The 20,305-nt window shown below is 64.4% G+C and carries 14 protein-coding genes and 2 tRNA genes; 9 read left to right on the top strand and 7 right to left on the bottom strand.

Annotated elements, in window-relative coordinates; all coding sequences use genetic code 11:
• Nucleotides 1-58: 58 nt before the first annotated feature.
• The 4 genes from ACB030_RS01175 to ACB030_RS01160 form a co-directional block, all read right to left on the bottom strand.
• A complete protein-coding gene (locus tag ACB030_RS01175) occupies nucleotides 59-874 on the bottom strand; it encodes an NAD-dependent epimerase/dehydratase family protein (RefSeq protein WP_371157338.1) in 816 nt (271 codons plus the stop codon).
• 246 nt (nucleotides 875-1,120) lie between these two features.
• Nucleotides 1,121-2,119, bottom strand: a complete 999-nt coding sequence (locus ACB030_RS01170; protein WP_205641393.1) for a LacI family DNA-binding transcriptional regulator — start codon at nucleotides 2,117-2,119, stop codon at nucleotides 1,121-1,123.
• Between the two features lie 177 nt (nucleotides 2,120-2,296).
• A complete protein-coding gene (locus ACB030_RS01165) occupies nucleotides 2,297-4,213 on the bottom strand; it encodes a transglycosylase SLT domain-containing protein (RefSeq protein ID WP_371157336.1) in 1,917 nt (638 codons plus the stop codon).
• Nucleotides 4,214-4,299: 86 nt separating this feature from the next.
• The gene (locus ACB030_RS01160; RefSeq protein ID WP_371157334.1) at nucleotides 4,300-6,816 is read right to left on the bottom strand and encodes a putative bifunctional diguanylate cyclase/phosphodiesterase; all 2,517 of its coding nucleotides are present in this window, start codon (nucleotides 6,814-6,816) and stop codon (nucleotides 4,300-4,302) included.
• A 390-nt stretch (nucleotides 6,817-7,206) separates the two neighbouring features.
• Between ACB030_RS01160 and hpf the strand changes: the two genes are divergently transcribed.
• Nucleotides 7,207-7,545, top strand: coding sequence for a ribosome hibernation-promoting factor, HPF/YfiA family (gene hpf / locus ACB030_RS01155; protein WP_025326380.1), 339 nt, complete (start codon nucleotides 7,207-7,209; stop codon nucleotides 7,543-7,545).
• A 75-nt stretch (nucleotides 7,546-7,620) separates the two neighbouring features.
• Here the strand turns inward: hpf and ACB030_RS01150 are convergent, their stop codons facing one another.
• Entirely contained in the window at nucleotides 7,621-8,130 is a 510-nt protein-coding gene (locus tag ACB030_RS01150) for a VC2046/SO_2500 family protein (RefSeq protein ID WP_371157332.1), read from the bottom strand.
• Between the two features lie 126 nt (nucleotides 8,131-8,256).
• Here ACB030_RS01150 and ACB030_RS01145 point away from each other — a divergent pair.
• A tRNA-Tyr gene (locus ACB030_RS01145) sits at nucleotides 8,257-8,341 on the top strand.
• Between the two features lie 30 nt (nucleotides 8,342-8,371).
• A tRNA-Tyr gene (locus tag ACB030_RS01140) sits at nucleotides 8,372-8,456 on the top strand.
• 126 nt (nucleotides 8,457-8,582) lie between these two features.
• On the opposite strand, the gene ACB030_RS01135 is transcribed toward ACB030_RS01140, so the two are convergent.
• Nucleotides 8,583-12,398, bottom strand: a complete 3,816-nt coding sequence (locus ACB030_RS01135; protein ID WP_371157330.1) for a translocation/assembly module TamB domain-containing protein — start codon at nucleotides 12,396-12,398, stop codon at nucleotides 8,583-8,585.
• Between the two features lie 76 nt (nucleotides 12,399-12,474).
• Nucleotides 12,475-14,250, bottom strand: coding sequence for an autotransporter assembly complex family protein (locus ACB030_RS01130; RefSeq protein ID WP_371157328.1), 1,776 nt, complete (start codon nucleotides 14,248-14,250; stop codon nucleotides 12,475-12,477).
• A 529-nt stretch (nucleotides 14,251-14,779) separates the two neighbouring features.
• On the opposite strand from ACB030_RS01130, the gene ACB030_RS01125 reads away from it, so the two are divergent.
• The 6 genes from ACB030_RS01125 to ACB030_RS01100 all read left to right on the top strand — a co-directional run bounded on the left by ACB030_RS01125 (nucleotide 14,780) and on the right by ACB030_RS01100 (nucleotide 20,304).
• Nucleotides 14,780-15,154, top strand: coding sequence for a hypothetical protein (locus tag ACB030_RS01125; protein ID WP_371157326.1), 375 nt, complete (start codon nucleotides 14,780-14,782; stop codon nucleotides 15,152-15,154).
• 79 nt (nucleotides 15,155-15,233) lie between these two features.
• A complete protein-coding gene (locus ACB030_RS01120) occupies nucleotides 15,234-15,512 on the top strand; it encodes a peptidylprolyl isomerase (RefSeq protein WP_025326374.1) in 279 nt (92 codons plus the stop codon).
• A gap of 172 nt (nucleotides 15,513-15,684) precedes the next feature.
• Complete coding sequence (locus tag ACB030_RS01115) at nucleotides 15,685-16,395, top strand: DUF1499 domain-containing protein (protein ID WP_371157324.1); 711 nt, start codon at nucleotides 15,685-15,687, stop codon at nucleotides 16,393-16,395.
• Nucleotides 16,385-16,966 carry a carboxymuconolactone decarboxylase family protein gene (locus tag ACB030_RS01110; RefSeq protein ID WP_371157322.1) on the top strand — a complete coding sequence of 194 codons (582 nt, stop codon included), beginning with the start codon at nucleotides 16,385-16,387 and terminating at the stop codon, nucleotides 16,964-16,966. The genes ACB030_RS01115 and ACB030_RS01110 overlap by 11 nt, the downstream gene beginning before the upstream one ends.
• Complete coding sequence (locus ACB030_RS01105) at nucleotides 16,963-19,116, top strand: FAD-dependent oxidoreductase (RefSeq protein WP_371157320.1); 2,154 nt, start codon at nucleotides 16,963-16,965, stop codon at nucleotides 19,114-19,116. Before ACB030_RS01110 ends, ACB030_RS01105 begins: the two co-directional genes overlap by 4 nt.
• An 18-nt stretch (nucleotides 19,117-19,134) precedes the next feature.
• Nucleotides 19,135-20,304 carry an ABC transporter substrate-binding protein gene (locus ACB030_RS01100; RefSeq protein WP_371157318.1) on the top strand — a complete coding sequence of 390 codons (1,170 nt, stop codon included), beginning with the start codon at nucleotides 19,135-19,137 and terminating at the stop codon, nucleotides 20,302-20,304.
• The last annotated feature ends 1 nt before the right edge of the window (nucleotide 20,305 follow it).

The following is a 20,305-nucleotide window of genomic DNA, read 5'->3' as shown; positions in this document are numbered from 1 at the left end:
CGCGGGGCTCCCGTGCCCAACCCCATGCAAAGAAGGTCAGGTTGAAACCCATCCTGACTCAGCCTTGCAAGGACGCCTGCGCAGCAAACCAGTGGGCCGGATCCGGCCAGCGGTAGACGAAACCCAGTCGCTGGCAGATGCGCTGTCCCTCTATGGGTGCAAAGACGCCGGCGGGCTCGATGAACTGCGGGGGCGCCAGCCCGATCAGACGGCTCGCGAAGGGATAGAGCTGCTCACGGCGCGGATGGACCGGGGCGCTCAGGTTATAGGCGTCCCCCTCCTGCCCCGCCACCAGCATCAGCTGGCAGGCCGCCACCACATCGTCCAGATGCACCAGGTTCACCGCCTGCCCTCCCCCCGCCAGGGTCTTGCCCGCGAGGAAGCGCCCGGGGTGTCTGTCCGGACCGTAGAGGCCGGCCGGGCGCAGCACCATGGCGCAGGCAAAGCCTTCTTCCTGGACAGCCAGTTCTGCCGCCCGCATCCGCTCTCCCCTGGTGCTGGCCGGGCTCGGGGTCTCATCCTCCCCCTGCCCTGGCGCCCACACCGAGGTCGCGCTGATAAAGAGCACCTTGCCAGCGCCGGCGTCCCTGGCCAGCTGGCACAGCCGTGCCACCGACGCCGGGTAGTCTTCGGTCTTGCTGGGGGGCACGCAGATCACCAGATCGCGGCAGCGAAACGGCAGCGGGCCCGCCATGTCCGGGGCCAGCAGCAGCGGCCAGGCCGCTATGCCCTCGTCACGCAACCGGGAGGCCTTCTCGAGGGAGCTGACAGTCACGGCGACGGACCGACCCTGCGCCTGCAACGCCCTGGCCAAGGGCAACCCCAGCCAGCCTGCGCCCACTATTCCCGTCTGATACTCATGTTCGGTCGTCATTGGCAAAATCTCGGCAAAAAAAAACGGCCATCCATGATGACCGTCGAAAGTAACGAAGGAAATAGCCGGATGAACCGGTTACCTCCCACAGCGGGAAAATCGGGAGCGCACGCTCCTAATTCGTGGGCCTATCCTAGTGGCAGCGCGGTCAAAAAGCTTTGAAGCGGATCACAGTTGAAAAGGATTTCTGAAAGCGCTTTCACCGTTTGGTGAAAAAGCTGGCCCGCTTGGGGCCAACCTAATGGCTCAGGCCACGGACTCCCGACGCACCAGTTCCGCTTCAAACTTGAGCGCCAGGCCCTCTACCGGCTTGTGATCCAGCAGTCGCAGGGCGAGCTCCGCGGCCCGCTCTCCCATCTCCTCGATGGGGTAGCGCACCGTGGTGAGCTTGGGATAGATGTAACGGGCATAGGGTATGTCGTCGAAACCGACCACAGAGACCTGCTGCGGTATCTTGTAGCCCCGCTCCAGCAGGCAGGAGATGGCCCCCGCCACCATGGCATCATTGAAGCCCAGCACGGCCGTGAAGGGAACGCCGCGCTCCAGCAGCTCGCTCATGGCCACATAGCCCCCCTTCTCGTCGGCGAAGGCGCGACCGATGAGGGCAGGATCCAGCTCGATGCCGGCCCGTTGCAGGGCGACGCGATAGCCGGCCATCCGCTGCTGGCCATCGACGAACTCCTCGTCATCCGAGGTGATGAAGGCGATCCGGCTGTGCCCCGCGTCCAGCAGGTGCTGACAGGCCGTGGTGATGCCCGCCTGGTTGTCGAGCCAGACGCAGCGCTCCTCGCAGCCCGGCACCTGGCGATTGATGAAGACGATGGGGGTGGAGCCCGATGCCAACTCGCTCAGCTCCTCGTCCGGCAGCGCCTTGCTGTGCAGGATCAGGGCGTCACACTGGCGTTGCAGCAGCGCCTGGATGGCGTGACGCTCCCGGGTCGCGTCATGGTTGCCGGAGACCACTATGGTGAACTTGTTCGCCTTGTCGACCATGCTCTCGATGCCACGCATCATCTGGGCGAAGAAGGGGCCACCACAGAGATCCCCAACCAGGACGCCGATGCAGTTGGAACGCTTGCTTACCAGGGCCTGGGCGAAGCTGTTTGGACGAAAACTCAGCTCCTTCATGGCCGCGAGCACGGCCTCGCGCTTCTCGGGTGCAACCTGCGCCGTGTTGTTGATGACTCGCGACACCGTCGAAATGGACACATTCGCCAGCTGAGATACGTCTTTGATCGTTGCCACTCTCAATTCCTTTGTTGGGGAAGCCTGTCTGTGTTGATCGGGCATTATATCGAACCAGTCAGACCAAGACGCGGCGCCCGATCACCTGACAGGTTTCCTTTTGTAACAAAGCTTAAGGGATAATAACCATTCTGAGGCAAGAATGGGAGGCAGTCGCTGACGCGACTGCCTCGGTTCTCAATAGGCGTGATTGAGCTCGCGTTCCGACATGAAACGCAGGGGCTGCTGCAGCTTGTGCTGGTAGATGAGATCGAAGGAGAGCACGTTCTGGACGTAGTTGCGCGTCTCTCTATAGGGGATGCTCTCCACCCAGACATCCATCGGTTTGTTGGTGCTCTGATCCCGCCAGCGCTTGACCCTGCCAGGCCCCGCATTGTAGGCCGCCGCCGCCAGGATCCGGTTGCCGTCATAGACGTCCAGCAGCCGCTTGAGGTAGGCGCTGCCGAGGCGGATGTTCATGGTGGGATCGAACAGCTGCTGCTCGTTGCGATAAGGCACTCCCAGCTTGCTGGCGGTCTCCCTCGCGGTGGCCGGCATCAGCTGCATCAGACCGCGCGCCCCGACCGGCGACTGCGCCAGTGGATAGAGGGCGCTCTCCTGACGGGAGATGGCGTAGAGCAGGCTGGTGTTCATGGTGCGCTCCTGCGCCATCTGGGAGAAGGTGCGCTTGAGGGGCAGCGGGAAGCGCAAGTCGATCGCATCCCAGGCCTCGGCCCGGATGCTGGAGAGGATCGCCAGCTCGTGCCAGCCCTGGTTGAGGGCGATATGACCGAACTCCAGGCGCTGGGCCACCGGGTTGCGATCCATGTTGTGGATCCACTCAGAGCGCGCCGCCGTGATCTCGTTCATCGCCAGCAGCTCTCGCACCCGCACCAGGAAAGGCCAGCGGCTGCTGGCGGTGCGCCAGTCCGGCACCTTGTGCGCCACGCTCTGGTTCTTGATGCGATAGGGCACTCCGGTGCGCTGCGCCGCCATGAAGCCATAGAAGCCGCGCAGATTGGCGGTCTCGAGATAGAGCTCCCGCGCCGGTTTTTGCCGGCCCTGCACCTCCAGGGAGCGCGCCAGCCAGTAGCGCCAGCGATCCTCCTTCTGCAGTGCCATGGGCATCCGCTTGACCCAGCCTTCGAGACCGCGCCAATCCTGCTCCCAGATGGCGAGGCGAGCCCGCAGCTCCACCAGCTCGGCATCCTTCATCCGCACCAGGGTCGTATCCAGCCAGCTGCGCTGGGCGAGGGATCTGTCAAGCAGCAGGCGGCGGGCGGCGGCCCGCTCCACCCGAGCGACCTCGGCCTGGTTCAGGCCGAAGCGGCGCTTCATCTCCCCCAGCTGTCGCAGGGCGGGCTCGGGTTGCTCGTTGGCATAGCGGGCCAGCCCGAGGGAGAGCAGCTGCCTCGACTGCGGCGCCGTCGAGAAGGAGGCCGGGTTCATCGCCCTGGCCGGTTGATCAAACAGGGCTATCATCTGATCCCCATAGGGTTTCAGACTCCCCCCCAACTGGGCGCCGAGGTGGCGGATGAGATTGGGGTTCTGCGCCTCGAAGGCCAGGTTCATCCGCTGCCAGATCTTCTCCTGGGTGCGCAGACCCGCCTGCTGCCAGAGCTGGAACAGGGGATCGCAGGCATCGGGTCTGGACTGACCGGTCAGCCAGAGTTTGCCCGCTTCCTGCAGGGCCTCACTCTTGTGGCCGGTGTAATAGCGGGCCTGGTAGTGCATGCAGAGCAAGTCGGTGGAGTTCGGCTTGGCCGGGTAGAAGCGCAGGAACTGGGACCACTGCTGGCTCTGGGCCAGGTAGGTGAGGTAAGCGCGCTCCAGACGGTTGGACTGGGGGGTATCCCCGTGCTGGCGGATGAAGCGGGTCACGTCGTCGTAGTCTGCCGCCCCGGGCCGGAACGCCAACTGGTAGTAATCCAGATAGGGCAGCAGCGGATAATGGTTCAGGCGGGCGCGGATCTGCTGGAAACGGGCCTGATCATTGGCACGCACGGCGGCATAACCCTCGCGATAGAGGGACTGCTCCATGGTTTGCGCAAAGACGGGGGCCACGAGCCCTGGCACGCACAGCGCCGAAAAGATGATTCCCTGCACGGCTTTCACGAAAGGCATTCTCCCTTAAGAAGAGGCATAACCACCGCCCGCTGGCGGTGGTGACATACCTTCATTCTACCCGTTAAGCAGGGGCGCTACGCCACACTATTTTTGTCGGCAGGGGCGGCGCGATCATGGCGGGTCAGGCGGCTGATGTAGCGCTCCAGATAGGGTACGGGCAGCGGCTTGGAGGCGAGATAGCCCTGGAAGAAATGGCAGCCCTGCGCCTGCAGGAATTCCAGCTGCTGGCGGGACTCCACCCCCTCGGCCGTCACGTTGAATCCCATGTGACGGGCCATGGCGATCACCGCCTCGACGATGGCCATGTTGTCGCCATCCTTGGGGATGTCCTGGATGAAGGATCGGTCGATCTTGAGCTCATCGGCAGGCAGCCGCTTGAGGTAGCTCAGGGAGGAGTAGCCGGCGCCGAAATCGTCGATGGCGAAGCTGATGCCAAGGGTCTTGAGCTCGGCCATCTTGCTGATGGTGTCCTCCGCATGACCGAGCACCACGGACTCGGTGATCTCCAGGTTCAGGCAGGAGGGATCCATGCCGGTGGCGGCCAGCACATCGTGAATGCGATCGACGAAATCGTGGGCATGGAACTGCTTGGCACTGACGTTGACCGACAGCTGGGGCACGTGGATCCCGTTCTCCTCCCAGGAGACATATTGGGTACAGGCCTCATGCAACACCCAGTTGCCGATGTCGACGATGAGATCCGTCTCCTCGGCGATGGGGATGAACTCGGCGGGAGAGACCAGGGCACGGCCCGGCGGCTGCCAGCGGATCAGCGCCTCCACCCCTATGATGTCCCCCCCTTCAACCATGTGCTGGGGCTGATAGTGGAGGGTCAGCTCCTGATTGTTGAGGGCGCTGCGCAGCTCGTTGTGAATGTGCAGGCGCCTGTCCGCCTGCAACTGCATGGAGGCATCGAAGAAACGCCGGGTCTTGCGGCCCGCCGACTTGGCCTGATACATGGCGGTGTCGGCCTGCTTGAGCAGATCCCCGGCCTCCTGCTCCCTTCCGGGGAAGAGCGTGATGCCGACGCTGGCCCCGATGTGCAGCACCTGGCCCCCGTGACTGTAGGGGGCAGCAATCTCGCCGATGAGCCGCTCGGCGATGAGGTCGGCCTGCATCTCCGCCTGGGGCGGGCTGATGGAGAGGCCGGGCAGCAGCAGCACGAACTCGTCGCCGCCGAGCCGGGCCAGACAATCCCCCTGCCGCACCAGCCGCTTGAGGCGGCTCGCCACCTCCTTGAGCAGCCAGTCGCCGGTGGCATGACCGAGGGAGTCGTTGATGGTCTTGAAGTGATCGAGGTCGATGAACAGCAAAGCGCCGATCAGGTGCTCCCGGCTCGCCTCGCTGAACGCCTGGGCCAGGGTCTCGTGGAGCTGGCGGCGATTGGGCAAACCGGTCAGCTCGTCGTAATAGGCGAGATCCTGGATGCGGCGCTCCGCCGCCTTACGCTCCGAGATGTCTTCGAAGAAGATGACATAATGGCTGATGCCCCCCTTGTCATCCTGCACCGGCGTGACGATTTCCCACTGGGGATAGACGTGGCCGTCGGCGTGCAGGCGCAGGGTCTCACCCTGCCAGCGATCCAGAGCATTGAGCTCATAGCCGAGCCCCCCGAGCCCGGACCAGAGGTCGTTGCCAAGGTGCAGGCCTATCACCCCCTGGCTGTCGAAGCCGGTGATCTGGCTGAAGGCGTAGTTGACCCGCAGGATCTTGAAGTCGGGATCCGTGATGATGATGCCTTCGTGGGTTTCGAACGCCACCGCAGAGAGCCGCATCAGGGCGTCGCTCTGCAGACGCTCCAGCTCGGCCACCATGCGCACCGAGAAGATGGTCAGCACGGATCCCAGATCGGCGGTCTGGGTCTGGTTCGGGAACAGCAGGGCGAGATGGCCCAGGATCTGGCCACTGCGATCCAGCAGGGGCTGCGCATAGTAGTGCTGGCCAGGGGGCAGACAGGCGCAGCCGGTCAGGGGTTCGCTGACGGGGGTCGCACTGGCGGCGCCCCGATAGAGTTGCTGGCAGGGCATGTCTGCCAGGGCGTACTCCTTGAAGTCGATGCCGTGGCTCGCCAGCACCCTGAGCCGGTCAAGGCCCACCCGCTCCGTCAGCCAGACCGCGTTGGCCCCCAGGATATGGGCAAGCTCGTTGACCAGGGTATGGCAGAAATCGAGGCCAGTCCTCGCGGAGAGCGCCTGCGCCAGCTGGGCCAGCAAGGGGGCTTGCAGCAGGGGAAGCGGCGGGGCCAGACTGGCGGGCGGCTCGACGCGGCTGGCGGCGTTGTGAGCCATCTCCAGGGGCGCCAGCCAGCCGCAGCAGAGCTGCTGGGCCGGCACATACTGACCGTACCAGAGCACATGATGCACTGTGCCTGCCTCATCGCAGAGGTGACCGATGAACTGACCGGGCTGGCCCGAGTGATGAAGTCTTGCGAGAAAATCGGCGAAACCGGGTTCATCTTCTGGCGCCAGTTGGCTGGCCCAGGGATGAGCCCCTTCTCCTTGCCAGGGCTGGCAAGAGAGATGATCAGACAGGCTCCACTGCTCATGCTGCCGATCATAAAACCACATCATCTGGGTGGCTTGTTGCTTCATTTACGACTCCAACACTACAACCACGTTATCCACCCCGACACATGCAGAAAAGCATATCCGTTTGTGCGCATATCTCCACCGGCGCATGGCAATCCTTTTGCGATGCGATAAACGATGTGGGTAGAGAAAATGCGAGACTGAGCGGTGAAAACCAGACATCGGGTCGACACAAGGTGCTGCCAAGGGGGGACAGAAACGATCCTATTCGCGCATACTGCCTGCCCATTTCGTTGAGCTCAAGCGGTTTTTGGCATGAAACGGGAAAAGCTCACAATTTAGGTATTGCCGGATCACTAAGGGAATTTTTTGTGATTCAAGTCACATTTCCATCCAGCCACATGGGTAATCTGAGGGTGAAGACACAAGCAAGACGACCCGAAGGGGGCCAATATGAAAATCGAAATGACCAGTAAAATCATCGACATTACCCCAGCCATCCGCGAGCGCATTGAATCCCGTTTTGAAAAGCTCGAGCGTCTTCAGGTGCCTCTTATCACACCCCATGTGATCATCTCCAAAGAGCGTTTGATGTATATCGTCGAAGCCACCGCCGGCATTCCCAACGGCAAGTTGTTTGCGCAGGCAGAGCACGAGGATCTGTATGCCGCCATCACGGATCTGGGCCAGAAGCTTGAGCGTCAGCTCAATCGCCATATCGAGAAACCCCTCGCCCGCCGCGCGGCGGTCGCAGGCAAGGACGTTCCCGAGGTGGACGAAGCCGACGCCTGATACCGGTTATCCCATCCATTGCGCAAAAAGGCGGGTCATCCCGCCTTTTTGCATCTTGTTTCTGCGCCTCTGGCATCAGATCAGCCAGCGCAAGCGAGCATCCACTCCCCGCGTCAAATCATCCAGCAACGGCAGCATGAGCAAGGGATCCTCTCCCCTGGGCTGGGAGGCCAGCTTGCCCTGCCAGCGTTCCCGCCCGAGTGCCGACAGATTGTCATACACGGCGGGATCCAGCGCCGGTGTCCGGCTGACCAGCGCAGGGGATCGCAGCGCCAGCCAGAGCCGCACATCGGCCATGCAGCCCCCCTGTTGCAGGCGCTCGTTGAGTGCCCAGGCGTCGGCGTCCCCCGGTTCGCCCTGCAAGGCGGCCTGGGGCATCAGGCCGAAACGGGTGCGCCATGCCTGCGCTTGCGGCGCCGCCACCTGCGCGGCCCCAAACCAGGGTTGCTCCTCGACCGCGTCGGTCAGGAGTGCCAGGTGCAGCCTGAAGTCGGCCCTGTCTCCCTGGCGGAGATCCTGGTTGAGCCGCTGGCCCAACTGGGCCTCGTCGACGAGCAATCGATCACGAATCGCACTGGGCAGCATGGGATAAATCTTGGAAATGAGGGTTTCATTGTTTATCGGCCGTCAACCCGATCCTTTAAGCATTAAAAATCCCTGCCAAGGGGTTCACAAGCGCGACAGATCTGGTAGTATGCGGCTCGCACTTGGGGAGGGGTTCCCGAGCGGCCAAAGGGATCAGACTGTAAATCTGACGGCTCTGCCTTCGAAGGTTCGAATCCTTCTCCCTCCACCATTCAAGTGCCACAATCAGGTCATGCCCCGTGGAGGGGTTCCCGAGCGGCCAAAGGGATCAGACTGTAAATCTGACGGCTCTGCCTTCGAAGGTTCGAATCCTTCTCCCTCCACCACTCTTCTGAAGACCCGGCCTCGCGCCGGGTTTTTGCTTTTCCGGGCATCCCACTCCTGCCCTGCCCTGCCAGAATGCACCATGAAAAACGGGAGGCCAAGGGCTCCCGTTTTCGTGCTCATCCCCTTCACAGGGTGAAGCGATAGAAGATGTCTACCGCCTGGGCCACCCCGCTCATGGCCTGCAGATAGAGTCTGGGCATCAACTCGTAGCGCAGCTTGAACTCGGCAATGGGGCTGAACACCCCGACACCGTACTGGAACTGCAAACCTGGCAGCAGGTAGGCCGACAGGGTCACCTGGGTATCGTCGCCGCTCCCTGCGGTGTCGAGGGCCACATCGCTCATGCCAAGGGACTCCCCGATACTGGAGACAACGCCACTCGCCTGGCTCACCGCCCCCGCTACCAGCAGGCCGTTGAAGCCGCCATCCTCGCCACTGGTCTGCAGCCCCTTGCCGCGCAGCAGATAAGAGAGCTGCTCGGACTGCGCCATCTGCGGCTCGGAATAGACGGTGATCTTCGGCTTGGCCGCCGGCCCCGTCACCCGGACCCCGACGGTGACGTTGTCCTCTATGGTGTCAGGATCCCGGTAGGTCTCTATGTTGAGATAGGGCTGATCGATGGGGCCGGAGAAGAGGATCCGCCCCTCCTTGATGATGAGGTTCTGACCATAGGCCTTGAAGCGCCCATCCTTGAGCTCCAGCTGACCATTGCCCGCCAGTGGCTTGGAAGGATCCTGGCGAATGCCGAGCGCCCCCGTCACCTTGGTCTTGAGTCCCATGGCCTCCAGCCGGACATCGTCGCCGAGCCGGATGGCAAGCTTGATCTCCATCGGCAGGGGCGCCGCCTTGGGCACGGGTGGTAGATCGTCATAGATGACGGTCACGTCATCGGAGACCGCCACCGCACTCTCCGGCAGTGTCTTGACCAGGATGCGCGACCAGGGAATGTCCACCTGACCGCTGACCTTGGTCTCCTCCCCCAGGGAGATGGCGATGTCCGGGGAGACCCTGACCCGACCCATGCCCGGGTACTGGGCTTCCAGATCCTTGCCCTGGATGGTGAGGCTGCCGGTTACCGGCAGGCTGGCCCAGCTCAGCCATCCCCCCAGCGCGAGCGGCCCCTTGCCCACCAGCATGGAGCCGTCGAGTTCGGCCCGGTTGCCGTTTATCTTGAGGCGGGTCACCAGCCTGGAGAGCGTCACCATGTCGGAGTGGGTCTGCACCTCCCCCTCCAGCAGGTTCAGCTCGCCGTACAGCAGGGGCGCGGCCAGGGTGCCATCGAAGCGGGCATCGGCCGAGATGAAGCCTTGCAGGGAGCGCACCTCCGGGATCAGGGGGGCAAAGGTCGCCAGCTTGAGGTCATCAAACTTGAGCTGGCCCGACAGTTGGCCGCGGCCTGCAGGCTCCTTTATCAGCAGATCGGTGTCGATATTGCCTATCTGTCTGGAGGCGAAATCGAGCCGGATGGCGGCCTGCTGGCGTTCGAAATCGACGCCGAGCTCGAGGCGCTGGTACTCGGTCTTGAGCTCGTCGGCCACGAAGGTGCCCGGCGTGGTGCTTACCCTGACATGCAGGGTCGGCTGATTGCCGCGCCAGCTGGCGCGACCGTCGGCCGACAGCACTGCCTGCCAGCGGAAGTTGTCCGGCAACCAGGGGCGCAGCCGCTTGAGATCGAAGGCATTGAGGGCAAACTCCAGGCTACCCTGGGCGGCGGAAATCTGGCTGCCCTTGACGCAGAGGCTGGCCCCCTGGGAACCCAGGCAGAAATCTCCCATGGTCAGCTGCTGTCTGGGCAAGTTCAGGTCCAGGGCCCAGGGGGCGGCCAGCGTCCAGCGCTTGAGGGGGGTCTTCAACTTGAGTTCGGAGAGGGCGCCGCGCCAGCGATCCCCGCGCAGGCTGCCATCCAGGCGCAGATCGGCGGCCAGCGGATCCCCCTTCATGGTCAAGGTGAGCCCGTGGCGCTCGAGATCCCCGCCAAGGTTGAGCGCCAGCTGGGAGAAGGTATTGCTCCCCTGTACCAGGCTCGCCACCGTCAGGGCCAGCTCGCCGGCGGGTTTGTCTCCCACCAGGGCGCTGCCCTTGATCACAGTCTCTTTCAGCACTGTCCCGGCATAGGCGAGGCGGCTCGAGACCAGATCCGCATTCACCCTCGGCGCCTGCTGGCTGCCGCTGAGGCGCACCTGTCCTTTAAGGTCGCCCCCAAGGCCGGGGTAGATGCCGCCGAGCTTGGGCGCATCTATCTGGGCATCCAGCCTCCAGGCCTGGGCGGTGAGCGATCCCTTGGCCTGCAACTGGTTGGGGCCGCTTTGCAGCGCCAGGGCCGGGATGGTCCACTCCATCTTGTCGTTGCCGCTGAGGGCTCCCTTGAGCGCCAGCGGATACTGGTTGAGCTTGCCCTCGACCTTGAGCTCCGGCAGCGCCAGCTGCCAATGACCCGCCTCGTCCAGCTCGAAGCGACTGACTATCTTGCCCGCCAGCGCCCCCTTGATCTCGGGTACCAGCTCGGCCGGGTTGATCCCCTTGAACTCTGTGGTCCCCTGCCACTGGACACCCTTGCGCCAGGCCAGCTTGCCATCGAGCTTGAGCTCCCCCTTCAGGGCACCCAGCAGCAGTTCGACCCGGCTCAGTTGTTCCAGATCCCCCTTGCCCGAGAGCGCCACCTTGAAGGGGGGCACGTCCGTGCCCTTGCCGGCGGTGTCGAGTGCAAACTGATAGCCAGAGAGCTTGCCCTTGGCGCTCAGGCTGCCCTTGTCCAGCCGATAGCTCGGCTCATCCTTGGCCGGTTTGTGCAGCGGCCAGCCGAGGCTCTTCCAGTCCAGCGCCAGATCGAAGGGCAAGTCGGGGTCCAGCGTCGCCAGCGTCCCCTTGAGGTTGGCCGCGATCGGCCCCTTGGCCTTGAGCGCCAGCCCCAGCTTGCCCACGGAGCCATCCAGAGTCAGGTTCGCCTGCTCGGTGTCGAGCTCCCACTGCTTGAGCCCCTTGCGGGCCTTGGCATCCAGCGTCAGCGTAAGCGGATAGTCATCGACCAGGCGCACATGGCCCTTGAGCGCCAGATCCGCCATGGCGTGACGCAAGGAGAGTTCGCGCACCTCGATGCGCGCATCCTGGGCGCGGGCCGACAACAGCAACTTGTCGAGCCCCTCGACCAGCGCCCCTTGCTGGTAGCGAACCCGGGTCGCCGCCAGCCCTTCCAGCTGGATGGGGAATGGCAGGCGGATCTCGGGCAGCACTATGGGCGCCGCTTTTTTCGCCTTCGTGGCTTTGCTGTCATGCCCCTGTTTTGCCTTGGCGATGACCGGCTCTTTGGTGCCGACAGGGGATGGTGCCGCCTTGGTCGCCGGCTTGCCGGCCTTGGCCGTCTTGCTGGCGGCCGGCTTGGCCGCCTCAGCAGCAGCAGGGGCCTCGGCCAGGGTCACGTTCAGGCCATCGAGCACGGGCCCGCGCACGATGAGCCCCTTGCGATCCAGGGTGGCACCTATCTCCAGATCCTTGAGGGTCACCGCCACGCCGGGCACGGCCAGATCGAGATCGGCCACCTTGAGGCTGTCCACCTGGATGCGCAGTGGCAACGGGCGCCAGACGAAGGGCTCGGTGGGCTCTTCCGGCACAGGCTCAGCGTCGGCGACCTTCACCACCGGGTGGGTGACCGTCAGGGATTTGATCCAGAGCTTGCCCTGCAGCAGCTTGCCAAGATCCCAGTCCAGCACGGCCCGCTCGACGGTGACATCCACCAGCTCGTCCTGCCAGCCGACCCCTTCCAGGGTCCAGCCATAGCCGAGTTGGCCCGCCACCAGCTCCCCCTTGAGGGAGGGCAGCGCCCCTTTGGCCTGCTGCCACAGCCACTTGTTGCCCTGATGGGTGAAGCCCAGCAGGCTGACGCCGATGAGCAGCAGGAAGACGAGCCCCATGAGCCACAAGAAAATACGCTTTACCCAGATCACAGCGCAGACCCCCGAGAAAGAGGCAGCCGCAGCGGCCAGGAGAGAGAACAAAGAGGATGAGTGGGTTCAAACCGGATCATAATTCAGGCCCCAGCGCGAAATGCAGCCGCAACGGCTTGTCCTCCTCGGAGATGGCCACCGCCAGATCCAGCCTGACCTGGCCTATGGGGGTCACCCAGCGCACCCCGACCCCGGTGCCTATCTTCCAGGCCTCGCTGTAGTCCACGGTGGCGGTGCCGCCATCCACAAACAGGGCGCCGAGCCATTTGTCGCTGAAGCGGTAGTTGTACTCCAGGCTGCCCACGCTGGTGTAGCGCCCGCCGGTGAGCTTGCCATCCTCGTCCTTCGGCGAGACTGTCTCATAGCCGTAGCCCCGTATGGTTTGATCGCCACCGGTGAAGAAACGCAAGGAGGGGGGCACCAGCGAGAAGTCATCCCCTATGATGGCCCCCTGCTCGACCCGCATCAGGAAGCGGTGATCCTCCCCCAGGGTGCGCAGCCACTTGCTGCGCCCCCACACCCGCATGAAGTTGATGTCAGAGCCCCAGTAAGGGCTGGAGAACTCCGTCGTCAGCTGCTGACGATCCCCCCACTCCGGCACCAGGCCGCCGCGCACCCGCAACCGTGACCAGGAGACCCCGGGGATCAGCAGCAGACTGTTCCCCTCGTCCTTGCCCTGCACGTAGCGCTCGTTCTCCAGCCGGATGAAGACGTCCCTGTCCCAGCTCTCCGGCCGCCGCGTCCAGCGGTGCACGCCGAAGGTAGCCAGATCGGATCGGGTATCGTTGTTGTCGGTGTACTGGTAGCCGGCCTGCAGGGAGTAGTAGTCCCGCAGCGGGTTGCCGACCGGGATCTGGTAATCGAAACTGAGCTCAGCCTCCGGGGCCGAGACCTTGGCGGTGCTGGAGAGGCTGTGGCCATAGCGGTTGACCCAGGGCTTCTCCCAGGTGGCACTCAGGCGCGGCCCCACGTCCGTGGCATAACCGATACCGACCTCTATCTCGTGGTCGACCCGGTTCGAGAGGGTCACCTGCACCGGCACCCGATTGCCCTCGGCCTGGCTTATCATGGGCTTGATGTCCACCTGCTTGAACAGCTTGGTGGAGGAGACGTCCTGGGACATCTCGGCCAGCCGGATCGCCAGATAGGGGTCGCCACTCTTGATGTTGATGAGCGGCCGGATGAGGCGCAGCGCCTCCGGCGTCGCATCGTAGTGGATCTCGCCGAAGTGATAGCGGGGACCGGAGCGGAACAGGATATAGATCTCGGCCTTGCCCTGATCCGGGAAGACCTTCACCTGACTCTTGCTGATCTTGGCGTCAAAGTAGCCCCGCGCCAGCCCCAGGCTGCCGAGATCCGCCTTGATGGACTCGTACTTGCCATGGTTGAGGGGATCCCCCTCCTTCAGGGGCAGCTTGTCCAGCAGCTCGCTGTAGACCTCGTCGCTGCCCGCCTCCCCTTCCAGCAGAATGTCGAGGCGAGAGATGAGCACGGGCTCCCCCCGCGCTATCTCGATCACCACCCTGGCGGGGGATTTCTTGTCGCGGGCGAGGGTTACCTTCGGCTGGTAGTAGCCATAGACCTGCAGGGCTTTTTGCACGCTCTCGGTGATCTTGGCGCGGGCGGGACGATACTGGCGCTCCTGATAGACCGGCAGGGCATTGAGGTAGGCCTCGACGTTATCCTTCTGCTCGCCCTTGATGCCCTTGATCTGATAGGTCAGCTTGGCCGCCATGGCGGGGGTCACCAGCAGCCACAGACAGAGGGCGAGCAGCAAGGTGCCGAGCCCGGGGCGACGGGTTCGCCCGGGTGAGCTGAACCCGGCAGGCAAAATAGGATGGCATCCTGTCAAACGTCAATTTCCCCGAATAACATAAGTAAAAAACCGTGCGATTTAGAATGATAATGGGGCTCACCCCAGGCGAGCGCGGCTCATCCTAGCATAACCGCAATCGCGAAATCCCCCTCCCCCCCGGGGCTGGCGTCCTCTTCCGGGGCCGGCACTCAAAGGGGCCGGACAGGGAAAACAACCCGTCAGCGGGGAAAAGTGCGCACTCTCCCGGCAAGGGATGTACAAAAAAACGGCACCCAGGTCCGATACCGGCGGCTCCTTCCCGTCGCCGCCCGTGGCGCTGTTGCGTTTGCCACGCGACAGCCCCTGTCGGACGGCCCCGGACCTTGAGACCCCGGATGCCCTGGCAGGCTTGACATCATCGTCTGGGGCCCCCATTGCGATATCCTGCTATTGAACAGGAAAATAAGTTTAAATCAACAACTTGAATAGGTGTCACTAAAGCTTCGTTCAATCCAATCGATTTATCCCGCTGCCACTGGCTCCTTCCCTGCCCCACACTGATGTCATCAATCGCAGGAGAGACCCCATGCCCTTACGTAGCGAACAACTGGCTGACTACATAGCCGACCGACTCGAATTCGTCACCTTCCTGGCCTGTTGCAGTGCCCTGCTGGCCCTGTTGACCGGCATGAACGGCCAGCAGGCCCTGGCCTTCACCGCCCTCAACCTGCCCTTCGGTCTCGCCCTGCTGCTGGGCCTGGCCATATTGGCACCGCTGCCGGCACACTGGCGCCTGCCCGGGATAGCCCTGCTGCTGGTCGGCGGCGCCCTGCTCACCCTGCAGCTCGGTGGCGACTGGCTCAATCCCCTGGCCATCTGGAGCCTCTATGCCCTGCTGGGGCTGGAGATCCTCTGGCAGTCTCGCCCCAGGGCACGTCTGGCGACCCATCCCCGCGGCTGATGTGCCGCCGGCGGGGCTGACGCGCGCGCCGAATTGGAGTACCCTTGCGCCCCCTTTACCCTCGCCGAGGAGCGTTCCGATGAAAAAAGCCTGTGCCCAGCACATCCTGGTCAAGACCGAGAAAGAGTGTCTGGAGATCAAGGAAAAACTCGCCAAGGGTGCCGACTTCGGCCAGATGGCCAAGCGCTTCTCCACCTGCGCCTCCGCCAAGCGCAGCGGCGATCTGGGAGAGTTCTCCAAGGGTGACATGGTCAAGGCCTTTGACGATGCCGTCTTCAAGGGGGAGTTGCTGACCGTGCTGGGGCCGGTGCGCACCAAGTTCGGCTTCCACCTCATCAAGGTGCTCTACCGCAGCTGAGGGCCCGGGCCCTCCCCGCAGCGCCTTGCCCGGCCGAGCCATCACTGCCGCCCTGCTCCACCTGCGCGCAGGGCGGCAAAAAACGCCAAGATAAAGATAATTTACTAACGTTATCAGGTAATTAAGTTTATCCTTCTGGGCATTGCTCCATCATAACCAGTGGATCCTGCATATGCACAGCTATTTGTGGTGGCCCCTGCTGGCCTGGTTGCTGCCCCTGGGGGGCGCCCTCGGCAGCCGGGCTCATCTCTGGCCCTGGTGGGCCGGTTTCGCCCTCTGCATCGCGAGCGCCCTGATCAGTCTCTGGCTCCTGCTGCGCCTGCCCTGGCGCTACCGCAGCTCCCCCTGTCTGTGGGCCGATGCCTGGGGCATAGCCCCCCTGCTGCTGCCCCTGCTGTTTGTCGTTCAGGCGCTGCGCTCGCCGCTCACCAACGACGTCAGCACGGATCCCCATCATCCGCCCCGCCTGCTGTGGGCCGAGCAGCTGAGAACGGCAGAGGATCTCCCCGTCAATGTCCCCCCCTTGCAAGCTTTTCCCGGCAACCCCGGTCCTCTCTATACCCACGCCTCCCCGGCCGAGGTGCTCGCCGAGGCGGAGGAGCTGATGACGGAACTCGGCTGGCGGGTGCGCCCGGGCCCGGACGGCCTCGATGCCGTGGTCACCACCGGCTGGTTCGGCTTTCAGGATGATGTGGCGCTGCGGGTCTTTACGGGCCCCAAGGAGACCCGGGTCGACATGCGCTCCGCCTCCCGCCAGGGGCGCAGCGATCTGGGGGTCAACCGGGGGCGGATCCTGAACCTCCTGAACCGGCTCAACGAGCGGCTGGGGGGTGCCTACAAACCCAAGATGCAGAGACTCGACGAGGAACAACATGCGCATTGAGGTCAAGCCGGATCGGGAATATGCCTGGTTTATCCGCCCCTTTTTCTGGCTGCAGCAACGCAACTACGGTCAGGTGCTGATCCCGGGCAAGTGCTGGGGTCGCTCGCCGCGCCTGTTTGCCGCCGTCGCCACCCTCTACGGCGTCATCAACCGCAAGCGATCCCCCATAGACCCCGTGCTGCGCTCCCTGGTGACGGTGCGGGTCTCCCAGCTCAACTGGTGCCGCTTCTGCGTCGACATCAACGCCATGACCCTCATCAAGCGGGCCGGCTCCAGCGAGAAGGTGGAGGCGCTGGCCCAGTGGCGCCAAAGCCCCCTGTTCGATGAGCGCGAGCGGGCGGTGCTCGACTACACCGAGGCCATGACGGGGCTGGACGGGGTGAGCGACCAGCAGGCCGCTCGGCTCAAGGCCTGGTTCGATGATGATGCCCTGGTGGAGCTCACCGGCCTCATCGCCTTCCAGAACATGTCGGCCAAGTTCAATGCCGCCCTCGACATCGCCCCCCAGGGCTTCTGCCAGTTGCCGGTGCAACCCGAGCGCCCGGCGCCCTCCGACCAGGAGCACCAATGAGCCGGGCCCGCCTGCTGCTGTTGCTGGTGATGGGGAGTCTGGTCGGCGCCTTCTTCGCCCTGGATCTCGATGCTTACCTCAGCCTCTCCCGGTTGCAGGCCCACCAGGGGCAAGCCTCGGCCTGGGTGCAGGCGCACTTCGGCCAGGCGGCCCTGCTGTTCATGCTCCTCTACGTGGTCACCACTGCCCTCTCCCTGCCCGGCGCCAGCCTGCTGACCCTGGGGGGCAGCGCCCTGTTTGGCGTTGGTTGGGGGCTCTTGCTGGTCTCCTTTGCCAGCACCCTGGGGGCCACTCTGGCCTTTCTCAGCGCCCGCTTCCTGCTGCGCGACTGGGTGAGCCGCCGCTTTGGGGACAAGCTGGCCACCTTTGAGGCCGGCATGGCGAAGGATGGGGCCTTCTACCTGCTGAGCCTGCGCCTCATCCCCCTCTTCCCCTTCTTTCTGATCAACCTGCTGATGGGGCTCACCCCCATCAGAGTCAGTACCTACTACTGGGTCAGCCAGCTCGGCATGCTGCCGGGCACCTTCGTCTATGTGCTGGCGGGCAGCGAGCTCGCCACCCTCACCAGCACGGGCAAGATCCTCTCCCCCGGCCTGGTGGCGGCCCTGACCCTGCTCGGCCTGATGCCCTGGCTGATGCGAGGGCTGCAACGCAGGCTCGCCCTGCGCCGCCTGCATGCCCCCTATCGCAAACCGGCGCGCTTCGACTACAACCTGCTGGTGATAGGCGCCGGTGCCGGGGGCCTGGTCACCAGCTACATCGCCGCCGCAGTGAAAGCCAGGGTGGCGCTGATCGAGCAACACAAGATGGGGGGAGATTGCCTCAACACCGGCTGCGTCCCCTCCAAGGCGCTGATCCGAAGCGCCCGCTTCGCCTTTGAACAGCGCAAGGCCGGCGAGCTTGGCTTCAGCCCCAGCCAGTCCCAGGCCGATTTTGCCGCCGTGATGGCACGGGTGGCGACGGTGATCAAGGAGGTCGAGCCCCACGACTCGGTTGAACGCTATCAGGGGCTGGGGGTGGAGTGCATCCAGGGCCGGGCCCGCCTCGTCTCCCCCTGGGAAGTGGAAGTGGACGGCAGGCGCCTGAGCAGCCGCCATATCGTGCTTGCCACTGGGGCCAGGCCCCTGGTGCCAGCGCTTCCGGGTCTTGAGCAGGTGCCCTACCTCACCTCGGACAGCCTCTGGCAGCTGCGCGAACCGCCACGTCACCTGCTGGTGCTCGGCGGCGGCCCCATCGGCTGCGAGCTGGCCCAGAGCCTTGCCCTGCTCGGCATTCCCGTCACCCTGGTGGAGCTCGCCGATCAGCTGCTGCCCCGGGAAGAGCGGGAGGTGGCCGAGGCGCTGGCCGAGCAGATGACCCGCGACGGCGTGCGGCTACTCACCGGCTGGCGGGCGGAGCGCGCCGACTACGACCCCACGGCCGAGGGCACACTGCCTATCCGGCTGCAGCTGCGCCGGGGGGACGAAACGCACCTGGTGGAGGGGGATCAGTTGCTGCTGGCCCTGGGCCGGGTCGCCAACGTCAGCGGCTTTGGCCTAGAGGCGCTGGGGGTGGAGCTGGCCCCCCGTGGCACTGTTGCCATCGACGGCTTTCTCGCCACCAACTACCCCAGCATACTGGCGGTGGGCGACGTCGCAGGCCCCTATCAGTTCACCCACTTCGCCGCCCACCAGGCCTGGTATGCCGCCGTCAACGCCCTCTTTGGCCAGTTCAGACGCTTCAAGGCGGACTATCGCGTGATCCCGGCGGCCACCTACACCAGTCCCGAAATTGCCCGGGTCGGCCTCAATCGCAAGGAGGCCGAGGCCCAAGGCATTCCCTTCGAGGCGACCCGTTTCGAGCTGGCCGAGCTGGATCGCGCCATCGCCGACGGCGAGCGCCACGGCTTCATCGAGGTGCTGACGGTGCCGGGCAAGGACAAGATCCTCGGCGCCACCATAGTGGGCACTCACGCTGGCGAGCGGATCGCCGAGTTTGTGCTCGCCATGCGCCACCGCCTGGGGCTTGGCAAGATCCTGGGCACCATCCACACCTATCCCACCCTGATGGAGGGGAACAAGTACCTGGCCGGCGAGTGGAAGCGGGCCCACCAACCCACCCGCCTGCTGGCCCTGCTGGCCCGTTATCACAGTTGGCGCCGCGGCGCCTGAGCCCACGAGACCCTCATCATGTTCAAGACCCGAGTTCGCGCCCTGCTCCGTCCCCTGCTCGCCGCCACCTCCCTGCTGCTGGCGACCCCGCTCCACGCCGCCGAGACGCCCTGGCAACAGACCCTCGAAGAGGCGAAGGGCCAGCGCGTTTATTTCAATGCCTGGGGCGGCAGCCCGGAGATCAACGCCTACCTGGTATGGGCTGGGCAGGAGATTGAGCGCCAGTACGGGGTCACCCTGGTGCAGGTGAAGGTAGATGACATCGCCCAGAGCGTCAGCCAGTTGCTGGCCAGCAGGCAGGCAGGCAAGACGTCGGGCGGCCCCATCGATCTGCTCTGGGTCAACGGGGAGAACTTCAAGGCGCTCAAGGATCAGGGGCTGCTGGGGGCCCCCTTCACCCAGGATCTGCCCAACATGGCGCTGGTAGACAGTTCCTTGCCGGTGAGTGAGGACTTCACGGTGCCGGTCGCCGGGCTCGAGGCCCCCTGGGGCATCGGCCAGCTCAATCTGATGGTCGACACGGAGGAAGTCACCACAACGCCCAGCTCGGCGGCCGAGCTGCTCGCCTGGGCCAAGGCCAACCCTGGCCGCTTCACCTACCCCAAGCCGCCCCAGTTTCATGGCTCGAGCTTCCTCAAGCAGATCTTGCTGGAGCTGACCGCCGATCCTGCCCCCCTCTATCGCGAGGCGAACGACGCCGACTTTGCCCGCCTCACGGCCCCGCTCTGGGGCTGGCTCGATGCGCTGCATCCCGTGCTCTGGCGCAAGGGCAAGCTCTTCCCCATCAGCGCCGCCGAGACCAAACAGTTGCTCGATGACGGCGAGCTGGCCATGGCCATCAGTTTTAACCCTGGCGAGGCCCAGAGTTCGGTGCAAAGCGGCACCCTGCCCCCTGCGGTGAAAGCCGTTGCCATGGCCAAGGGGGCCCTGACCAACAGCCACTTCCTCGCCATCCCCTTCAACGCCAGCGCCCGGGCCGGCGCCAAGGTGGTGACCAACTTCCTGCTGAGCCCAGCCGCCCAGGCCCGCAAGGCGGATCCCGCCTTCTGGGGCGACCCGAGCGTGCTGCGCCAGGAGGCCCTGCCGGGGAACAGTCAGCCGGCCCTGCGCTTCAAGGCTAAGCCTGAACCCCACCCCAGCTGGCAGACTCGGCTGGAAGCGGCCTGGGCCGATCGCTACGGCCACTAGA

It is taken from the genome of Aeromonas sp. S16(2024), from assembly GCF_041403065.1.
Lineage (GTDB): Bacteria > Pseudomonadota > Gammaproteobacteria > Enterobacterales > Aeromonadaceae > Aeromonas.
The sequence above is the reverse complement of the archived record's forward strand: the minus strand, read 5'-3'. Positions and strand labels throughout refer to the sequence as shown.

Coding starts and splice junctions, on each gene's coding strand:
- ACB030_RS01150 (WP_371157332.1), bottom strand. CDS start 8,130: ATGCTGCCCAGTGCGATTCGTGATCGATTGCTCGTCGACGAGGCCCAG.
- ACB030_RS01160 (WP_371157334.1), bottom strand. CDS start 6,816: ATGAAGCAACAAGCCACCCAGATGATGTGGTTTTATGATCGGCAGCAT.
- ACB030_RS01100 (WP_371157318.1), top strand. CDS start 19,135: ATGTTCAAGACCCGAGTTCGCGCCCTGCTCCGTCCCCTGCTCGCCGCC.
- ACB030_RS01115 (WP_371157324.1), top strand. CDS start 15,685: ATGCACAGCTATTTGTGGTGGCCCCTGCTGGCCTGGTTGCTGCCCCTG.
- ACB030_RS01110 (WP_371157322.1), top strand. CDS start 16,385: ATGCGCATTGAGGTCAAGCCGGATCGGGAATATGCCTGGTTTATCCGC.
- ACB030_RS01125 (WP_371157326.1), top strand. CDS start 14,780: ATGCCCTTACGTAGCGAACAACTGGCTGACTACATAGCCGACCGACTC.
- ACB030_RS01105 (WP_371157320.1), top strand. CDS start 16,963: ATGAGCCGGGCCCGCCTGCTGCTGTTGCTGGTGATGGGGAGTCTGGTC.
- hpf (WP_025326380.1), top strand. CDS start 7,207: ATGAAAATCGAAATGACCAGTAAAATCATCGACATTACCCCAGCCATC.
- ACB030_RS01120 (WP_025326374.1), top strand. CDS start 15,234: ATGAAAAAAGCCTGTGCCCAGCACATCCTGGTCAAGACCGAGAAAGAG.
- ACB030_RS01175 (WP_371157338.1), bottom strand. CDS start 874: ATGACGACCGAACATGAGTATCAGACGGGAATAGTGGGCGCAGGCTGG.